The following is a 19,058-nucleotide window of genomic DNA, read 5'->3' on the forward strand; positions in this document are numbered from 1 at the left end:
TAGTTGGGTGTATCAGGCGTAAACTTAAGCATCGAAAACATTTACTGAATTATTGCGAAAATGCGATAGTAGGGTCTGCCAGTGGCGTGATAGGGTGATAAAGCATTAAATCATGCTATTGGAGGATATTTTTTGATGAGAAAAACGCGACTCGTTTCCCTGGCTGTCACGGCAGGTATCCTGTTTGGTCAGGCGGGACCTCTCACGACGATCCATGCGACAGAGACGCTGCCGCCAGAGTTGGCCCATTGGTCATTTGACGGTAATGCCAAAGACGCTACGGCGCAACACAATGGTCAAGTCACCGGTTCACCGCAATATACGCATGGGGTCAGTGGCCAAGCCTTACATATTACCAATCAACACGGCAGTAGTGGGCAGGCGGCGGATCAGTATGTGACCGTTGGTGATGCGACCACATTGCCGCTTGGCAAGCGCAATTTCGCTTTAAGTTTTTGGTTTAAGACCAAAGTCGGTACTGAAGGCGGCGGCGTCGTGATCGGGAACAAGGATTATAATTCCGGCTCGAATAAAGGGTTTGTCGTCGGCAATTTCAGCAATGATGTACGGATCAACTTGGCCAATGGACATTCACGGGTCGAAACCGCACGCATCGGCGGCGTGCATGATGACCAATGGCATCAATTTGTCGCCAATTATGATCGCAGCGGTAATTTAACCGCCTATGTGGACGGCCAACGCCGCTCCAGCAACTCATTGGCAGGGTTGGTCGACACGACGGCTGACGGCGAAAAAATCGTCATCGGTGCTGATAGCCGCGGGAAATACGGACTATTAGACGGCCAAATCGATGAAATGGTAATGTATGGCGGCACCGTGCCGGAAAGCTTGATCGCCCGGCGCTATGTCGACACCTTAGCAACCAGTACCAGCGCCGATGCTGAAGCTATGCTGCAAGCCGCACACACAGCTGGCTTAGGCACCGCTGAGCAGCATGCGCAAGCGCACAAGCTGGCTGCTGCGATCGCTGCTTTGGTTGGGCATGGCAGCCAGCAACAGCTAACCAGCATGAACGCCCAGCTGCAGGCGTTATTAGAAGCCATCAAGGCCACGCCGCAAGCTACTGTGGATCATGTCTTGCAGGCAAATTTTGATCATAATGATGCCGGGGATGCGCAAGGCCATCATCCCGGTGCTGTAGCCGGCCAGCCGACTTTTGTCGACGGGGTGAAAGGCAAGGCTGTGCGCTTGGTCAATCGGGCCGGCAGCCAGCCGCAGTTTATCGATTTTGGCCCGGTCAAGCTTGGCGCCGGCAGTTTCAGTACCAGCTTTTGGTATAAGAGCCAAGATGCGCCGAGCAGCGATGCGCTTTTTGGGGTAAAAAATTGGCAAACGGCGCAAACGCCTGGCTGGAGTATCGCGCGCAGTCAACAAGGCTTAGCCATGACGGCCACTGATGGACGCACCAACGTTAAGACCCCAGCCAAACAGTTAAATGATGGTCAGTGGCATTTCGTCGTCACGACTGTCGACCGGATGGCACAACAGTTGGCATTGTACGTGGATAATACCCAACAGCCGCTGGCAACGGCACCGCTGGGCAATTTAAGCGGCGCGTTAGATGATGGACGGTTGACCTTAGGGACAGATGCAGGCCATCATTATTCTGTTTCAGATGTTACCGTTGACGAAGTGAATGTTTACGCTCATCCGCTGTCGGCTGGCGAACGCGCTGGGTTGTATCTGCCCGTGCTAGGTGATCTTAAAGCGCATGAAGCGGCGGACTTTGAGCACGCTCATCCACAAGCTGATGCAGACAAAAAACAAGCCCTCGAAGCGATCCAAAAGCGTTTAGACGCCTTGAACGCTCAAAGCGGGGATGTATCGCGGACATTACGGGACTACGAACTGACCAAGGAATATTATTTGGATTCTGAGGCCAAAGCGGATGTGACCTTTAATGTCTTTTCAGATGTCCACGTTGGGCGCGGTCAATCTGCGACCCAATTTGCCACGGCGATGCAAGATCTCAATGCCTTGAGCCCGCAATCAGATGCCGTAATGTTTACCGGCGATAACACCGATTATGGGACCGTGGCCCAAGACGCCACATTTTATGATACGATCAAGCACTATACTGCACGCAAGGTGCCGATCGTGGCCAATGGGAATCATGATGTGCGCTGGCAAGGCACGCCAAACATTGGCCAGCCAAGCGATCCGCAGATCCCGACGACTGCTCCTGGCGGCACGACGCCAGCGTTTGCGCGATACTTGCAGTTCAATGGTCCTTACATGGTCAATTCCCGGACGCATGATGATCCAAGCAAGCGCGGACAATTGTATTGGGATCAATGGGTGCATGGGTATCATTTCATCGCGTTGAATACTGAACGTGATCTAAAAGATCAAGCCTATATTTCAGCTGAGCAGATCGCTTGGTTGAAAAAAACACTGGCCATCGACGCGCGTGCGGATAAGCCGATCTTTATCGCCTTGCACCAAGCGTTCAAAGGGACCAGTGACCATGAACGCGCCGATTGGATCGCTGGTGGTGAAACAGAATTGAAGGCCGCTTTGAAGGCGTATCCGCAAGCGGTAACGTTCACCGGGCACGTGCATAATGGCCCAGATCTGGTCGATCATTTTGCCCAAGGCTATGGCCATGTGGTCGATATGCCAAGTTTTGTCAACGCTGATTATGGGAGCAATCGCCAAGGCCAAAACGGGTATCAAATCAGTGTCCATGGGCGTCAAGTAACGGTGCGGATGCGTGATTTTGCCCATGACCAGTGGCGTGAAACGAAGCGGTTGGATTTTGACGTGACCAGCGTTGACCCAGCAACAACGGCAACCGTGCTGCCAAAGTCGAGTTATCAGCTCAAAGCGGCCAGCCAAACGTCAGAAGATACGGCCCACAAAGAAGGACCAGCCGCGTATTTGAATGACGATCAGCGCCAAACCAGTTGGCACTCGCAACCTAACGCTGATTTGAAGCAAGCTGCTGTTGAATTCAGCTTCGACAAGAAAACACCGGTCAGCGGGATCTATTACCAACCGTACGCCGGTTATAGTTATCACTGTGATTCCAACGGGAACATCACCCGTTACCAAATTGAAACCAGCACCGACTTTGGGCAGACGTATCAAATCGTGGCCCGGGGTAATTTTGCCGATGGCTTAAAAGCAAAAGTGGCTGAATTCCCGAAAGCAGCCGTCACCAACGTCCGCTTAGTACCGTTAGAAACCTATTTGACGCGGCAACAAACGCGCGCGGTCCCGTATGTGGCAGCAGGCGAGCTGAAGCCGGTATTAGTCAAAGAGTCTGCGGTGGTCCCAGGGCCAACACCTGAAAAACCGGATCAAAAGCCAGGTGAGAAGCCAGGTGAGAAGCCAGGTGAAAAGCCAAGCGAGAAGCCGGATCAAAAACCAGGTGAAAAGCCGGATCAAAAGCCGGATCAAAAGCCAAACGAGAAGCCAGGACAAAAACCAGGCGAGAAGCCAGGGCAAAAGCCTGGTGAAACCCCCAAGCCAACACCTGGCTCTGACCAGAAGAACCAAGCAGGTGCTGCAACTAACCATGGCGCAGCAGCTCAACCTGCTGATCAAGCCGCTAACGATGGTGCAACTGCAGATTTGCCTTTGACAGGTGAACAAAAGAACGTCGTATTGATGTTGTTAGGTGGTTTGCTGATCGTGGTGATCGGTGGCACGTATGTCTATCGTCGCCGGCAACAATAATAATTAAAACATTGACCGTGAGTCGCGCCTGATGCCAAGGATCGCCTCACGGTTTTTGTGCGTTGTTGGTAGCTGGATCGGCAATGAAGACGGCAAGTCTAAAAATTAATTCAGAGAAATGTTGTTTACCTATATAAAAGTTACTAATTTTTAGCTAGAATAGGATTATTCTGCATGAAAGAAGCGACATACTTTGCGATATTCTCGTTTGCGCGCGTTAGCTGAGCTGGTGACAGTCTTATTGATCGTCTCGGCGGCTTGGTTCGCGTTGCGCCCGGCGACAGCCCATAGCGCCCATTATACCCTCGACAAAGCGGCCATCACCTATGATGGTCAAGTACTCAAAGGCAAATTCAGCGGTCCAGGCACGCTGACCTTTAAAAATGGCGACCATTATCGCGGAACGTTCAAAGCGGGCCGCTTTAATGGTCGAGGCACTTATACCTCCCACCATGGTTGGCAATATCAAGGCCAATTTAAAGCCGGTGTGATGCAAGGCCAAGGAACATTGACAACTGCACATAAGACATACAAGGGGACATTCAACAATGGGGTATTCAACCACACATCAGTCGAAAAGGATTAAGTGGTTTAGTTTAGTCCGGATCACCGGGTTGATTTTAGTACTGACTTATCATTTTTTTCAGACGCGCTTTCCTGGAGGCTTTATTGGCGTTGACGTCTTTTTTGCCTTTTCAGGCTTTTTGATCACCAGTTTGATGGTCGACGAAGCTGCACGAACGCGTGATTTTCACTTATTGGCGTTTTACCGGCGCCGGTTTTACCGGATCGTACCACCGCTAGTGTTGGCGGTGTTGATCGTGGTACCGCTAACGCTGATTGTCACGCCTGACATGATCACCGGGTTAGGCCAGCAGGTGGCAGCAGCAGTAGGCTTTGTGACGAATTATTTTGAAATCGCCACTGGCGGCAGCTATGAGACGAAGTTTATCCCGCATCTTTTTGTGCACACGTGGTCTTTGGCCGTGGAAATGCACTTTTACCTTTTGTGGGGCTTAGTCAGCTGGGTGTTAGCGCGGCTGTTTTTGTGGCACGGCGGCGACGATTATCGCCGTTTTGCCCATTATCGGGCAGCTTTAGGCGTGGTCGCGGCAGTCTTAGCAGTTGGCAGTTATGCGGCGATGGCGTGGCGCGCGCAAGGACTGCATGAATTTTCGCCAGTGTATTTTTCCAGCGTGACGCATAGTTTTCCATTTTATCTGGGGGCGGTGGTCGGTACCCTTAGTGGGATCACTACAGTCAGCCAGCCGCTGGCTTGGCTGAGTCGCAAAACGGCAGCTTGGCAAGCGAGCTTGGTGATGGTGTTGGCCGCAGGCGCCTTAGGTTATCTGGGCTTGACCTTGAAATTCGATCAGCTGGCGACTTATACGTTCGGCATGGTTTCTGCCGTCGTTTTGGCATGTGTGATGATTGTTGCGGCTCGGATCTTGCATGAGCATACGCCTTTTGCCAAAGAACCTAAGGTGATCACCTTTTTAGCAGATACTTCTTATAGTTTGTATCTGTATCATTGGCCGCTATACGTGATCTTTTCCCGCTTAATGAACAACACTGCGGCGGTCGTGTTGACCGTTGCGTTAGGGCTGTGTTTATCTGCCTTGTCGTATTATGTCGTGGAACCTGTGATCGCCGGTCGGCCGGCGCACTTATTGGCATGGCGGCCGCGCGGCTGGCGGATCGCGCTGCCAATAAGCTTGGCGACTATCGCTTTAGTGGCAGTCAGCGGCTGGCGGATCCAATCCGCGCCGACGATGTCCAAACTTGAACAAACCTTGTGGATCGGCAATCTCTATCAAGACCGCGACCAAGCGGATCAAGCAGGCGCAATGGCGATGGCAGCAGAAAAGCCTAAGCCGGCCGCTCCAGTTCCTGTGGCCAGCCACGATACTGATGATTACCGCAGCCATAATCAAAAAAGTACGGCTGCCAAACACGGGATCCCTAGCGGCGTATCGATCATTGGTGATTCTGTGACCTTAGGGACCCGTCGATATCTGCAGCCGCATGTGGCCGATTCGGCCGTGGATGCAGAAGGCGATCGCACCATGGACTTGGCTTATCAAGTGATGATGGCGCAGCAAAAAGCCAAACAGCTGCGTGAGTTCGTGGTGATCTGTATTGGCACGAATGCGTTAGATGATTATGCCGAACAGCTTCAAAAGGTGCTCAAAGACTTGGCACCAGGGCATAAATTAGTCTTGATGACACCTTATAATCAAAAGGCTGCCCCGGATTGGAACTCGTCTAAATTGGCAGTGATCGAACGGAAGTTACCCGCTCAATATCCGTGGATCACAGTGGCTGATTGGGAAAAAGTTGCTGCACAGCATCCGGAAGTCTTTGCCGGCACCGATGGCGTGCATTTTGCCGGGCGTGCCGCTGGGGATAAGATTTATGCGGAAACGATCAATGCCGCATTGATCACTGCCGCCAAGCGGCCAGCTAAAGGCAAATAGAGCCGCTCGCGTCCTTGCAAGACGATTCAATCACTGAATCGTCTTGCAAGGACGTTTTTTAATGTGTGAGCGCAAACCGCACGAGTTGAAAAAGCACCCAGAGCTAGCGGGTTGGTGCTACACTGAAGCTAACCAATTTAGGAGGCGGCGCTATGCAAAAAACGATTCTGATCACCGGGGCATCTAGCGGCATGGGCAAGGCGGCAACGATATTGTTCGCGCAACACGGCTGGACAGTTTTTGCCGGTGCAAGGCGTACACAATTGATCCCTACCGGCGAGAACATTCATCCTTTGGCGCTTGATGTGACTGATCATGCCAGCAACTCAGCATTTGTAGCGCAGGCAATGACGGGACAAACGCGCTTGGATGTGTTGTTGAATAATGCCGGGTACGGCGAATTTGGGCCGCTTGAAGAAGTACCGCTTAAAGCCGCGCGGCAACAGTTAGAAACCAACTTGTTAGGGGCGGCAGATCTGACGCAGCTGGTGTTACCGTTAATGCGTCGGCAAGGATTCGGACGCATCATTAACAATTCCAGTATCGGCGGGGACATGTATTCACCGCTAGGCGGGTGGTATTACGTTTCCAAACATGCGTTGAATGTTTGGTCTGATACGCTTGATACTGAGATCCGCCAATTTGGGTTGCGTTCCATAGTGGTCGAACCAGGGGGCACGGAGTCGAATTGGTCCACCATCGCCATGCAACATGCACAGGCGAATTTGCACCCAGATTCGCCGTATCAGGCTTTGACCACCGGCTTTTTGACCGTGTTTGAGCGGTTTTTGGGGACTTCTTCGGCGACGTCTGCTGATCTGGCGGCAGTTTTTTATCAAGCGGCGACAGCCAAACGCCCGCACCGGCGCTACTTCAATGCCTGCAGTGACCGCCTGGTTGCCCGGTTTGCCCGCGTGCATCCGGAGATGTTCGCCCAGCTCATGGCTTGGGCCAGCCGTTTGGCACTTGGCGTTGCAAAATACGCGCGGGCCAAGTGACAGTCGCGCTGTTTCGGCGCGTCTGCATGTTAAAAGCGGCAAAATACGGGCTGCAGGGTTTTTAGAAGCAGAGTAATTTACGGCTAAGTAGTTCATTTATTTTATTAAAACGCGTATGATAAGGTAAAGCTACTGTGGGGTAGTCAAAAATTTTTTTGGAGGACTGTAACATGAATAAAAAGCGGATCGTCGGCGCTTCATTAGCTGGGGCGTTATTGTTCGTACCGTTTGTGACTAGAACGACGACGGCCTTAGCCGACAGTTTTTATACGAGTCAAACGAATGCGGAGCGCGCGGATATTACCAATTGGGTAGCCAATTCGTCGACTCAGATCAAAACCAATATCGCCGCGCAACATATTGATGTGAATAGTCTCAGCGGCACCCGGTATGTGATCCAGTGGGGGGATACATTATCCGGTATTTCGCAGGCAACAGGTATTTCTGTCGCGAAATTAGCTTATGACAACCACATCCAAAACATCGACTTGATCTATGCAGGGGATGTGTTGATCTTGAACCGTGACGGCGTGGTGCCAACCGATTGGCATTATGAAGGGGATGGCACGCATGTTGCCTATACCCAAGTCACGATCAACAGTTACACCGATAATAGCGACCACTCTGTCCATATCGATAATTCTCCGGTCACGATCAAACAACATGCTGAAGCCACGCAAGTCAATAACACCACCGAGTATGTTTCACCGAAAGACAATGGTTCTGAAACTGCCAGTGCCGCGGATACGACTAGTGAATCCAGCAGTGATGACAGCAGCACCACTAGTGCAACAACATTGTCTGAGGATGACTTTGAATCCGCTGTTCAAAGTGAACTGGCAGACAAGCTGGGACTATCTGGGGATAAAGCGGACCAGTTGAGCGTTGACTTCACCGCTAAAGACGATAGCGATGACAGCTCGGCTGATACTGCCAGTGACGATTCTGATTCCAGCAGCGCTTCTAGCGATGAAGACACGACCAGTGATGACTCGGATACTAGCGATGAAGACACCACCAGTGATGACTCGGATACTAGCGACGAAGATACGACCAGTGATGACTCGGATACTAGCGACGAAGATACCACCAGTGATGACTCGGATACCAGCGATGAAGACACCACCAGTGACGACTCCGATGCGGATACCTTGTATTCAGATGATCAGACAGTCACGTTAAGCAGCGATGCACTGACGAAAAAGAATGCGGTCAAGTTAGCTGACAAGGTTTACGACCAGCTTGATACTGACAGCAAGCTCAGTGACTTAGATAGTGCTGATGAAATCGATGTCACGATCACTCAAGACGGGTCCGATTTTGATTTCAATGTGTCTACCAACAGTGACGATGCTGACGCAGACAGCAGCTCAGATGATGCAGATAGCAGTGATGAAGATACGGATACCAGCGACGACAGCAGCACTGATGATTCAGATTCTGATTCTGACTATGATGATACCGGTGATGAAGATACCGATGACAGCTATAGCGACACGACATCTGATGATACGACAGAAGAGGATTACTAAGCATGCATAAGAAAAGATGGACGATCGTTGGCTTGATCATCGTGCTGATCCTTGCCATCGGTGGCGGCGGATATTGGTACGTCAGTCATGCAGCAGCCAAAAAAATTCCGGGCAACACGTTCCGGTATCAAAGTGTCTCTAAAGATAAGACCCTATACGTGACGTTTGCGACTACTGGTGACAAGGCCGTGGTCAATCCCGATCGTAATACCGCATTGACTGCCGCTAACAGCCAAGCAGATTTTGATAAAGCTTACGCTGCCCAATCTAAAGACGCGACTTGGAATTATAGTGTTAGCGCCAATTCGTTGACTTTAGCTAAGGCAGATAAAGACGGTCAAGTCTCACAGTGGCAATACAATGGGATCTTGACGTTGGGCAAAAAGCTCACTTCCCACAGTTTTACTTATCAAATCGCCAAAGCCGGCCAAGGTCAAGCAAAGACCAAGACCACGTTTGAACAGATCAACTAAAAGTGATTTGCCGGCTGCGACCCGCAAATGAGGCCCAAAAAAGACGTTGTCAACTGGCAACGTCTTTTTGGTGTTTGGATCTGTCAATGATGTGACCGGCCCAAGGGTCATATTGCAACCCGCCGGTCGGCAGAGCCTTTTTTAGGGCTTAATAGCATTCGCGATAAAGTTGGGCTTTAAGCACGGCGATCCCGCGTTCTAGATCCTCGGGCGCCGTGTATTCTGCGGGTGAATGGCTGATCCCGTCGCGGCTTGGGACGAATAACATCGCCGTTTTCGTTTTGCGATTCATGATTTGGGTGTCGTGACCAGCACCAGATGGCATTACCTGATAGCGATAGCCTTTTGCTTCGCAGATCTCAGCGAATTGATGCTGCAAGCGTTCATCCATGACCACTTCTGGGTAAGGCTCCATCAACGAGTCGACATAGCCGCTGACCGTGGTCAAAGCGGCGATCTGTTCGTTGAGCTTAGCTTCAAAATCGTCCACGACGGCTTTTTTAGGATGACGGACATCAATTGAGAAAACGACTTGGCTCGGGATCGCATTGGATGCACCAGGCTCGACCGTCAGGCTGCCGACGGTGAAGACGAGCGGTTCGCCTACTGCTTTGGCGTAGTCATCTAAAGCTGTGATCATGCGGGCTGCGGCTTTCATCGGATCTTTGCGCAGATGTTGCGGGGTAGTGCCGGCGTGATTGGCTTGGCCGGTCAAGGTCACATTGAAGCGCTTGAGCTCACAAATGCTCGAAACCACGCCTAATTGGATGCCAGTTGTTGCCAAGACTGGGCCTTGTTCGATATGCAACTCAAACCATTCGCTTGGCAGAGGTTGATCTTGACGCGTCACAAACGCAGGCAAAGCCGCGATCGCATGCGCTCGGGCTTGACCGAAAGTAATGCCGTCAGCGTCTTTGATATCTGGGTCGGTTTCGGCGACTTGGGCATAATGCTTGGAACCTGAAAAAGTGGTCGGAAAACGCGCGGCATCTTCTTCACTGATGGCCACAGCGGTCATGGTTTTCTTGGGCTGACCATATTCAGCATACAGATCAGTAATCGCCAAATAGGCAGCAGCCACCCCATAAGCGCCGTCGTAGCGGCCGCCGTTGACCACGGAGTCGATGTGTGAGCCTGCAGCGACGATCTCAGTCGATTCGCTTCCTGGGTAACTCATAAACGTTGTCCCATTAGCATCAACGCTCACGTCCATGTGCTTGCCTTGGGCTTCTTTTTGCAACCAAGAGACAGCGGCGATCCAAGCGTCGGTGTACACCGGCCGCGTGACCCCAGTTTCACCAGTTTTACCGAATTGTCCTAAACGAGCGAGAAAATCACTTGCTGCTTCACGTGTTTCTGTCATCTAAAATCCTCCTGAGCCAAAAATGGCATTTTGATGACAATACACTTAAAGCTCTCAAAAGTCAATTGGCAGGCGGGCTCGAGTATCTTGATGGGTGCTGTAATGGTTGGAATCACAAGGCTGCTGCCGGGCCAAAGAATCAAGCGCGTCGGCGGAACTGCCATAATCTGCGCAATCCGACTTGCATCAGCAGCAAGGCGAAGATGATCAAGCTGCCGCCGATCAATAAGTCTTTGGTGAAGGGTTCAAACCCGAAAGCGACTGAAAAGACACTGCCAAACATGGACTCTGTCATTAAGATCAACCCAGCGGGGGTGGGATCAGTGAAACGCTGGCCGACAACTTGGAGGGTTTGGGCGCCAAAGCTGGAGACGATCCCCAGTGCGATCACCGGCCATAGACCTGCTTGCCAATCGATGGCAGCAAAAGTTTGCTGTTCGAACAATAAGGTATATATAGCGCCGCCAACGCCTTGCACGATGCCTAACATGAATGCAATGATCCACGGACTTGAATCGGTGACGCTGCCAAAATACACGATCTGCAAGGCATAAAAAAGCGCCGACAAGATCGTTAAGGCATCACCGACATGCAGTGCCAAGCCGTGGGAAAAGACACCAGTCAAAAACGCCATCCCGAGCATACAGATCATGATCGCCAGATAGCTTTTGGGTTCGGGCCGCCGGTGAAACAGCAGCCAGACAATAAAGGGCACCAAGACGACATAGATCGCGGTCAAGAAGGCATTGTTTGCCGGAGTCGTATACATGAGGCCAATGGTTTGCAGCTGGTAGCCTAAGAAATTGATGCCGCCAGCAATCAATCCGACGCGCAAGTCGGCTTTTGTCATGTGATTGATCGCACGATGAAAGAATAAATAAGCCAAGCCGGCATAGATGAAACCGCGGATCGCATTGATCAATCCCGCATGCATGCCGGCATTAGTGGCTAGTTTAGAAAGCAGATAACCGGCCCCCCAGATCACTGCTGCGCTGAGCAACATCAAGTTGGCGCGCGTTTTTGAAATAGACATCTTCAACCCCCCCAGTCAATCCAATGTAACACGTTTAACTGGTACCGTAAAAAATAATCATGGGTTCGCTTTGATTTTATGAGATTTTAGTGAAAACTCTAGTATAATAGTGAATAAGTCAGAAGGAGGGACGACTCATCGACACACTCATCAAGTTATATGCGCCGTTTTTTGAGGCGGCAGATTGGCACGCCGCGATCATGACTGGTTCAGGACTGATGACGATTCTCACCCTGGCCATATTGGAATGTTTATTGTCAGTTGATAACGCCGTGGTGTTGGCGGCACAAACCGCGACCTTAGGCGATCCCAAAAAAGAGCGCTCGGCGCTGATGTGGGGATTGTGGGGGTCATACATATTTCGGTTTATCGCGATCGGGTTGGGCAGTTATTTGATCAAGTTTTGGGGGATCAAGGCCCTTGGCTCGGCATACCTATTATATATGGCGGTACACTTTTTCTATGAACAACATCAGCCGCAAACCGCACATGATGAAACGCCTGTGACAAAGCCGCATTCTTTTTGGGGAACAGTGGCGGCGATCGTGCTTTTGGATATTGTGTTTTCCATTGATTCGATCTTAACGGCGCTGGCTTTAGACAATAATCCGGTTATCGTCTTATTAGGCGGGATGATCGGGATCTTAGCGATGCGGTTTGTCGCCCAAATGATGATCGCATTGTTAGCGCGGATCCCAGAGCTATTGACGATGGCCTATGTGTTGATCGGCTTTATCGCGATCAAACTCGGGTTGAGTTTGCCAATGATCGATATCGAAGTGTCGAATACCTTCTTTTCGATCTTTGTGTTATTAGCGTTTGGGTTCACGATCGGCTTACATTATTGGCGACAAAAACATACGCGTGCCGATGAAGAAGAACACTAGGTATGGGAACAAAATAGCGGCTTTGCTCAGGACTTGATCACTTGGTCTCAGGCAAAGCCGTTTTTTGTGCGGTGCAAAAGCCCTCAGCACGGGTGATCGATCAACCACCCGTGCTGAGGGCTTTAAAGGCACTCGTGTTAGAGCGCTTCGCCGTCAGCGATTTTGGCTAACACGCTTAAAGAAGGGATGAAGAAGACTTCGCCGCTGATCGGCGTTGAAAAGTCTAATAAGCGGTCAGACTTCGTGAACATCCCGGACAGCATGCGCTTGGTCACGTCCCAATGACGGGCGTAGCCGATAAAGTAAGTCCCGTTTTCGCCTTCAGCAGGGTTCGCGAAAGGCACATTCATGCGCACGATCTTGTGCTCGACCCCGTCGTGGTTGTCTTGGGAGACGATGTTGTGAGCGTTAGGCGCTTTTTGGTCGTCATCCAGCTCGACGTCATTGAACTTCTTGCGGCCGATCGCTTGTTCTTGTTGTTCGACTTTGAGTTTGTTCCATGCGGTCATGTTGTGTAAGTATTTTTGCGCGAAGGCATATGAACCATTGATGAATGCGGGATCTTCATCACCGACTAAAGCATAATCAGGGGTATCTAAGGCGCTGGGATTTTCCGTACCATCCACAAAACCGATGATGGCGCGCCCTTCAAAATATCTAAACCCATGAGTTTCATCCAAGACATTGACGTGATCACGGATGCGATCCATCACCATGGACATAAATTCAAATGGTACCGCAGAGTTTTTAGCGCGAATATGGAAAAACAAGTCTGCAGGTGTGGCTGGGGCAGTGTATTTAGGCCCGGTGATCGGGGTGAATTCTTCCAACTCAGCCGGCCGCTTTTGCTCGGCAAACAAGTAGTCCCAGGCTTTGCGCGAAAAGCCGAATGCAACGGCCAAGCCCGCTTCCGGGTAACGCACGTTCAGCGAATTCGAGAAGGCAGGAATATGTTCCGCGAGGTCTTGGATCGCCTCCAGATCCGCCGCGTGATCTTGGCGCTTGAGGTCCATAGTGGTGAAAATGATGTTATCGCCGGCGTCTTTGTATACGGATTGGACGTCTTTTAAGTCGATTGGCAAAATGACTCCCCCTTTAGCAGATGAGAATAATTCTAAATTGTACGCCTCGATTGTAGCATTGATCGCGCCTTAGCGAAACTGCATTCGTTACCGCCGGGCTTCATTATAAATCAGGTGAACAAAATTCATGTAACTCTTAATAAATTTCATATTGATCATGCAAGCCTGTTGTCGCGCGGCTGGCGCCACTTTTGGCGGTGGATGGCAGTTGCCAGCGGCGGTTAGCGAAAGCTAAGATAGATGGCAGTGACATGGTTCGGTAAACGAAGCATGTAATCTGGATGAACGGGAGACAAGTGCATGGCAGAGCAGCAAAACGCAGACGGAACCAAACGTGAATTGACCAAGCGGCATGTCCAAATGATCGCTCTTGGCGGGACGATCGGTACGGGGCTATTTCTTGGCGCCAGCAATTCGATCATGAAAACCGGTCCTTCGATCCTTTTAGTTTACTTGGTGTTAGGGATCATCTTCTTCTTGATGATGCGCGGCATCGGTGAGCTGATGTATCACGACCCTGATAAGCACACGTTTATCTCTTTCATTGGGAAGTATTTAGGCGATCAAGTAGGGTATTTCGCGGGCTGGACTTACTGGTTGGGCATCATTTTTGTCGCGATGGCAGAATTGACTGCGGTTTCCAAGTATGTGCAGTATTGGTTCCCAAGTTGGTATACTTGGGCGATCCAACTCGGTGTGTTGGCGATTTTGGTGGCGATCAACTTGATCGCTGTCGGTTTGTTTGGCGAAGCAGAGTTCTGGTTTGCAATGATCAAGATCACGGCCATCGTGGTGATGATCTTGGTCGGAGGCTTCATGGTTTTCACCAACTACAAGACGCCGATCGGTCATGCCAGCTTGGGTAATATCACGACCCATTTTGCCATGTTCCCTAACGGCTTTATGAGTTTTGTCGCGGCGTTTCCAATGGTGTTCTTTGCGTTTCAAGGAATGGAATTCATTGGCATCACTACGAGTGAAACAAAGAACCCGCGCAAGGTTTTGCCTAAGGTGATCAATGAGATCATCTACCGGGTGTTGATCTTTTACATCGGCGCCATCGCGGTGATCATGGCGATCTACCCATGGAACAGCTTGGATCCGACGCAAAGTCCTTTCGTGCAAGTCTTCCAATTGGCAGGACTCAAAGCAGCCGCGGCTGTGATCAACTTCGTGGTTTTGACTGCGGCAGCATCGGCTTTGAATTCCTATATGTATTCTGCAGGCCGGCATTTTTATCAGCTGGCTTTGGATACCGATGCAAAGTTCATGCGGCATTTTCGCAAGATCTCCAAAACCGGCGTGCCGGCTCGCGGCATTTTATTTTCGGCCGCGCTGGTCTTGATCGGCCCGATCTTGAATTCCTTGCCGCAGATCTCTAATGCCTTTACCTTTATTGCCAGCGTGTCTAGTGATTTGTATATCATCGTGTACTTACTGACGATGATGGCGCACCGCAAGTATCGCCAGTCGCAAGACTTCGAGCCAGACGGGTTTTTGATGCCGGCGTATAAGTTTACCAGTCCGTTAGTGATCGGCTTTTTCATTGCGATTTATTTAAGCCTCTTTATTACCGGTGATGGCATTTGGCCGGCATTAGGCGGGTTGATCTGGACGGTGGGCTTCATGACCATCATCAAGTTAACGACACGCAAGCAAGGAATCGAAGCTGGCGTGGATATCAATGATTGAAAATGAATTTAGTGGTCAAGCTGTGACAGCAGCTTGACTTTTTTTGCGCTTTTTCCCGGTATGAGGCGATTCGCCAATTTTGACAAACAATTTATATATAAAGATGACTTAAAAGTTTTTTTATAGACTTTATACTAAAGCTTAGATAGTCCGTCGTGGCACTGATCAAAGGGGGCAGCACAATGTTCAACGCGAAATCAAGCAAACGGCATGTTAAATTATATAAAGATGGTAAGATTTGGATTGCCGCAGCCATTTTCACTTTTGGCGTAGGTATGGTCACGGTGACGGTACCGTTGACGCCGCATGGCATGCAAACGGTGCTTGCAGATGGGCAAACGCCGATCGTTACGACCAAAGATGATAACGGAAATTACTCAGTCGATCCGCACAATTCAACTGGCGGGGTGATCACCGTCACCAATGCCAATATGGCGGATTATTTCACGGCGGCCGACAAAGACGGCACACAAAAGCCGATCACCGGCAACACTGTGCAACTCACGACCGGCCATGAGTCGACAGCTAATGGTTATGGGCCTGGCATGGTATTGCTGTTAGCTAACAAACAAATTGACTTCACGACGAAATTTGCCTTAAATCTGACCATGGCAGTGGCTTGGAGTCCAGAAATGTCAGATTGGGTGGGTGGTGATGGCACTGCATTGTTCTTTGAGCCGGTCAATGCTACGACTGCTTTAGCCACTGCCAAAACCGGTTATGACTTAGGCCTTTCGAATGCAGTGGGGGCTGACAAGATCGTCAGTTTCAATATTTCGACCAATGCCTTGACGCAAATATCCGGGTATGCTGCTGAGCGCTGGTTGATCTATGAATCGAATGGGGATGCCGCTCATCCGATCGACACCCCGATCGATACCGGAATAACGGTGCCTGCAGGGAGTACCGGGACGATCACGTATACGTTCGGGATGAGCTATGATCCAAACACGCGGATGATCACCACACATGTTCTAAGTGCTAATGGGGAGACGCTGCAGACTTGGACGTATCAAGTGCCTGAAAACTGGGTCGGCCAAGGTTACACTTTAGGTGTTTCTGCGGCGACCGCTGAGTCTAAAGCCGCCTATCAAGCGACGATCAACAGCTACAGCTACACGCCAGCTGGGGCAACGCTAAGCATTCGCTCGACTGGGCTGCCTGCGGGCGTCAGCGGTCCGAGCCAATCTGGGATCAAAGCCAACGCTGGGAATGTCGTCGGGTTTTATCCTGAAGGCACCACTGCGCCGACTGTGGATGGTGATGGCCAGCCGTTAACGGCAGCTTATGCCGTCCCAGCGGTAGGCGGTTACCGGTTGAAGACGCCGCAATTTTTGACGGTAGGGACTGATGACAGCAAAAATGTGGTGACGCTGGCTTATGCCAAAGCTTCCCAAGTCAATGTGACCTATGTTGATGAAGCCGGCAACGTCTTGCAAACCAAACACTTAAACGGGTTTGTGGGTGATGATTACCAAGCGGATACGACGTTGGCGGGGTATATCTATGATCGGCCTGCAGCTGATTCAGCCGCACCAACCGGCCAATTTGGCGATACCACCAAGAATGTGACGTTGGTTTACAAGCAAAAAGCAGCCGGCTTGACCATCAATTATGTGGATGCGCAAGGCCACCAGCTGCAAGCGCCAACCACCAAAACAGGGATGGTGGGTGATGCTTATACCGCTGCTCCGGCGACTATTGCCGGGTATACCTTCGCGCAAGCAAAAGCTGGTTCAGCCGCAGATACTGGCACGTTGACCAAAGCCCCGCAAACGATTACTTATGTCTATCAACAAAATGCCGGGGATGTCACGGTACATTACGTTGACGAAGCAGGTCATCAGCTCAAAGCCCCAACGGTAACCACCGGTTATGTCGGCGACGCGTATCACGTGGATACCAACTTGGCTGGCTATACCTTCGATCATGTTCAAGCAGGTTCGGCGGCTGTGGACGGCCAATTCAGCAAGGCCGCGCAAACAGTCACACTGGTGTATCATGAAGCACCAAAAATTGCTGGCGGCTTGACGGTGAACTATGTGGATGAAGCTGGAGATCCGATCAAAGCTCCTGACGTCAAAACGGGACATGTCGGCGACACTTATACCTTGAGTCATCCGACAATTACCGGTTACCAATTTGACCAAATCAAAGCCGGCTCTGTTGCTGAAAGCGGCACGCTGACTGCTGATCCGCAGGTGCTTACCTATGTTTACCGTGCTATCCCGCAACCAGCCGGCGGCGTAACCGTCCGTTACGTGGATCTTAACGGCAATGAGATCAAGCCAGCCGATACGCAAACCGGTAATGTCGGTGATACCTACCACGTTGCACCTGACACGATCACTGGGTATACGTTCAACCATGTTGCTGCCGGATCGGCCGCATTGCAAGGGACGCAAACTGCCGCTAAGCAAACGGTGACTTTAGTTTATCAACCTGCAGACAGTATCAGCGACAAGCCACAGGCAAGCGGCTTATTGACGATCCGGTATGTGGATGAAAAGGGTCACGAATTACAACCTGCCCTCACCAAGTCCGGTTATGTGGGCAATGGCTTTACGGTCACCGCCGATAAGCTCAATGGTTATACCATTACCGGCGCTGGAAAAGTCAGCGGGCAATTTACTGCCAGTGCCCAAACGGTCGACTTGGTTTACCATCAAGAGCAAGGCCTGGTTCCGCAACCGGTCAAAGCTGGCGATTTGACCATCAACTATGTCGATCAAGACGGTCACCAGATCCAACCGGCTACGACCAAAGCCGGTTATGTGGGCAATGGGTATACCGTCACCCCGGACACGTTTGCCGATTATGATTATACTGGCCTAGGGACGGGTTCAGCTGGGTTAACTGGACAACTGCAAGCCGATGCGCAAACGATCACGCTCGTTTATCAGCGTAAATCCAGCACGATACCAGAACCGGTGCCAGCAGGCGATTTAACGATCCATTATGTAGATAAAACCGGTCGGCAGATCCGTCCTGATGTGGTGAAGACCGGCTATATTGGTAATGGCTATCAAGTGACCCCGCCACAACTGACAGGTTATCTTTATGTCGGGATGGGACCGGGTTCAGCGGCATTGAGTGGCCGATTCAATCAAACGGCTCAACAGATCACGCTGGTTTATACGGATCATGCCAGTGTCCCAGACACCGGCAACGGCGGCGGCACGCCAACGACACCAGACACCGGCAACGGCGGCGGTACACCAACGACACCAGACACCGGCAACGGCGGCGGTACACCAACGACACCAGACACCGGCAACGGCGGCGGGACGCCAACGACACCGGACACCGGCAACGGCGGCGGTACGCCAACGACACCAGACACCGGCAACGGCGGCGGCACGCCAACGACACCAAACACCGGTAACGGCGGCGGGACGCCAACGACACCGGACACCGGCAACGGCGGCGGGACACCAACGACACCAGATACCGGCAATGGTGGCGGAGTTGATCAAGGCCAGCCAGCCCGGATCAGCTTGCCAAATACTACAGCCGCGCCGGCACCACAGCTGCCAGAGACGGCGGCCGCTAAAACGCTGAATCAGATTCAAGCGGGCAGCGTTCAAGCATCAAGAGCACAGCTGCCGGCAACCGGCGAGCAGCAGACACGGCCTTTGGCGGTGCTGGGGACGATGTTGTTGACCGGCTTCGGCGCTTTGATCGGGTTGAAGCGGTATCGTCAACGTTAAACATGGTTGCGTTTGGAAAGACAAAACCGCCTCAAAACCGGGGATCATCCCAGTTTTGAGGCGGTTTTTTGTGGTTTGTTGAAAGCCTATTGGCGCTAACAACAGGCGG

General features: G+C 51.3%; 12 protein-coding genes. 9 read left to right on the forward strand and 3 right to left on the reverse strand.

Annotation, left to right across the window (positions count from 1 at the left end; genetic code table 11):
* The first annotated feature begins 135 nt into the window (after positions 1-135).
* The 6 genes from EKM91_RS06015 (at position 136) to EKM91_RS06040 (ending at position 9,182) form a co-directional block, all read left to right on the forward strand.
* Entirely contained in the window at positions 136-3,702 is a 3,567-nt protein-coding gene (locus tag EKM91_RS06015; protein WP_225419456.1) for a LamG-like jellyroll fold domain-containing protein, read from the forward strand.
* Positions 3,703-3,895: 193 nt separating this feature from the next.
* The gene (locus EKM91_RS06020; protein WP_125751315.1) at positions 3,896-4,288 is read left to right on the forward strand and encodes an MORN repeat-containing protein; all 393 of its coding nucleotides are present in this window, start codon (positions 3,896-3,898) and stop codon (positions 4,286-4,288) included.
* Positions 4,251-6,179 carry an acyltransferase family protein gene (locus EKM91_RS06025; RefSeq protein WP_125751318.1) on the forward strand — a complete coding sequence of 643 codons (1,929 nt, stop codon included), beginning with the start codon at positions 4,251-4,253 and terminating at the stop codon, positions 6,177-6,179. Before EKM91_RS06020 ends, EKM91_RS06025 begins: the two co-directional genes overlap by 38 nt.
* Before the next feature lie 152 nt (positions 6,180-6,331).
* Entirely contained in the window at positions 6,332-7,177 is an 846-nt protein-coding gene (locus EKM91_RS06030) for an SDR family NAD(P)-dependent oxidoreductase (RefSeq protein ID WP_125751321.1), read from the forward strand.
* A gap of 170 nt (positions 7,178-7,347) precedes the next feature.
* A complete protein-coding gene (locus tag EKM91_RS06035) occupies positions 7,348-8,709 on the forward strand; it encodes a LysM peptidoglycan-binding domain-containing protein (protein ID WP_125751324.1) in 1,362 nt (453 codons plus the stop codon).
* A gap of 2 nt (positions 8,710-8,711) precedes the next feature.
* Positions 8,712-9,182: a flagellar basal body-associated FliL family protein gene (locus EKM91_RS06040; protein ID WP_125751327.1), complete on the forward strand. Its 471-nt coding sequence runs from the start codon at positions 8,712-8,714 to the stop codon at positions 9,180-9,182.
* A gap of 148 nt (positions 9,183-9,330) precedes the next feature.
* On the opposite strand, the gene EKM91_RS06045 is transcribed toward EKM91_RS06040, so the two are convergent.
* Both EKM91_RS06045 and EKM91_RS06050 read right to left on the reverse strand, forming a co-directional pair.
* A complete protein-coding gene (locus EKM91_RS06045) occupies positions 9,331-10,545 on the reverse strand; it encodes a Zn-dependent hydrolase (protein ID WP_125751330.1) in 1,215 nt (404 codons plus the stop codon).
* A gap of 139 nt (positions 10,546-10,684) precedes the next feature.
* Positions 10,685-11,578 carry a DMT family transporter gene (locus tag EKM91_RS06050; RefSeq protein ID WP_125751333.1) on the reverse strand — a complete coding sequence of 298 codons (894 nt, stop codon included), beginning with the start codon at positions 11,576-11,578 and terminating at the stop codon, positions 10,685-10,687.
* Between the two features lie 200 nt (positions 11,579-11,778).
* Between EKM91_RS06050 and EKM91_RS06055 the strand changes: the two genes are divergently transcribed.
* Complete coding sequence (locus EKM91_RS06055; protein WP_125751336.1) at positions 11,779-12,465, forward strand: TerC family protein; 687 nt, start codon at positions 11,779-11,781, stop codon at positions 12,463-12,465.
* Positions 12,466-12,602: 137 nt separating this feature from the next.
* Here the strand turns inward: EKM91_RS06055 and EKM91_RS06060 are convergent, their stop codons facing one another.
* Positions 12,603-13,547, reverse strand: coding sequence for a Dyp-type peroxidase (locus tag EKM91_RS06060; RefSeq protein WP_125751339.1), 945 nt, complete (start codon positions 13,545-13,547; stop codon positions 12,603-12,605).
* Between the two features lie 300 nt (positions 13,548-13,847).
* Between EKM91_RS06060 and EKM91_RS06065 the strand changes: the two genes are divergently transcribed.
* A complete protein-coding gene (locus EKM91_RS06065) occupies positions 13,848-15,239 on the forward strand; it encodes an amino acid permease (protein ID WP_125751342.1) in 1,392 nt (463 codons plus the stop codon).
* Positions 15,240-15,421: 182 nt separating this feature from the next.
* Complete coding sequence (locus EKM91_RS06070; RefSeq protein ID WP_125751345.1) at positions 15,422-18,949, forward strand: MucBP domain-containing protein; 3,528 nt, start codon at positions 15,422-15,424, stop codon at positions 18,947-18,949.
* Positions 18,950-19,058: the final 109 nt, after the last annotated feature.

Source organism: Lacticaseibacillus baoqingensis, from assembly GCF_003946165.1.
GTDB classification, from domain to species: Bacteria; Bacillota; Bacilli; order Lactobacillales; family Lactobacillaceae; genus Lacticaseibacillus; species Lacticaseibacillus baoqingensis.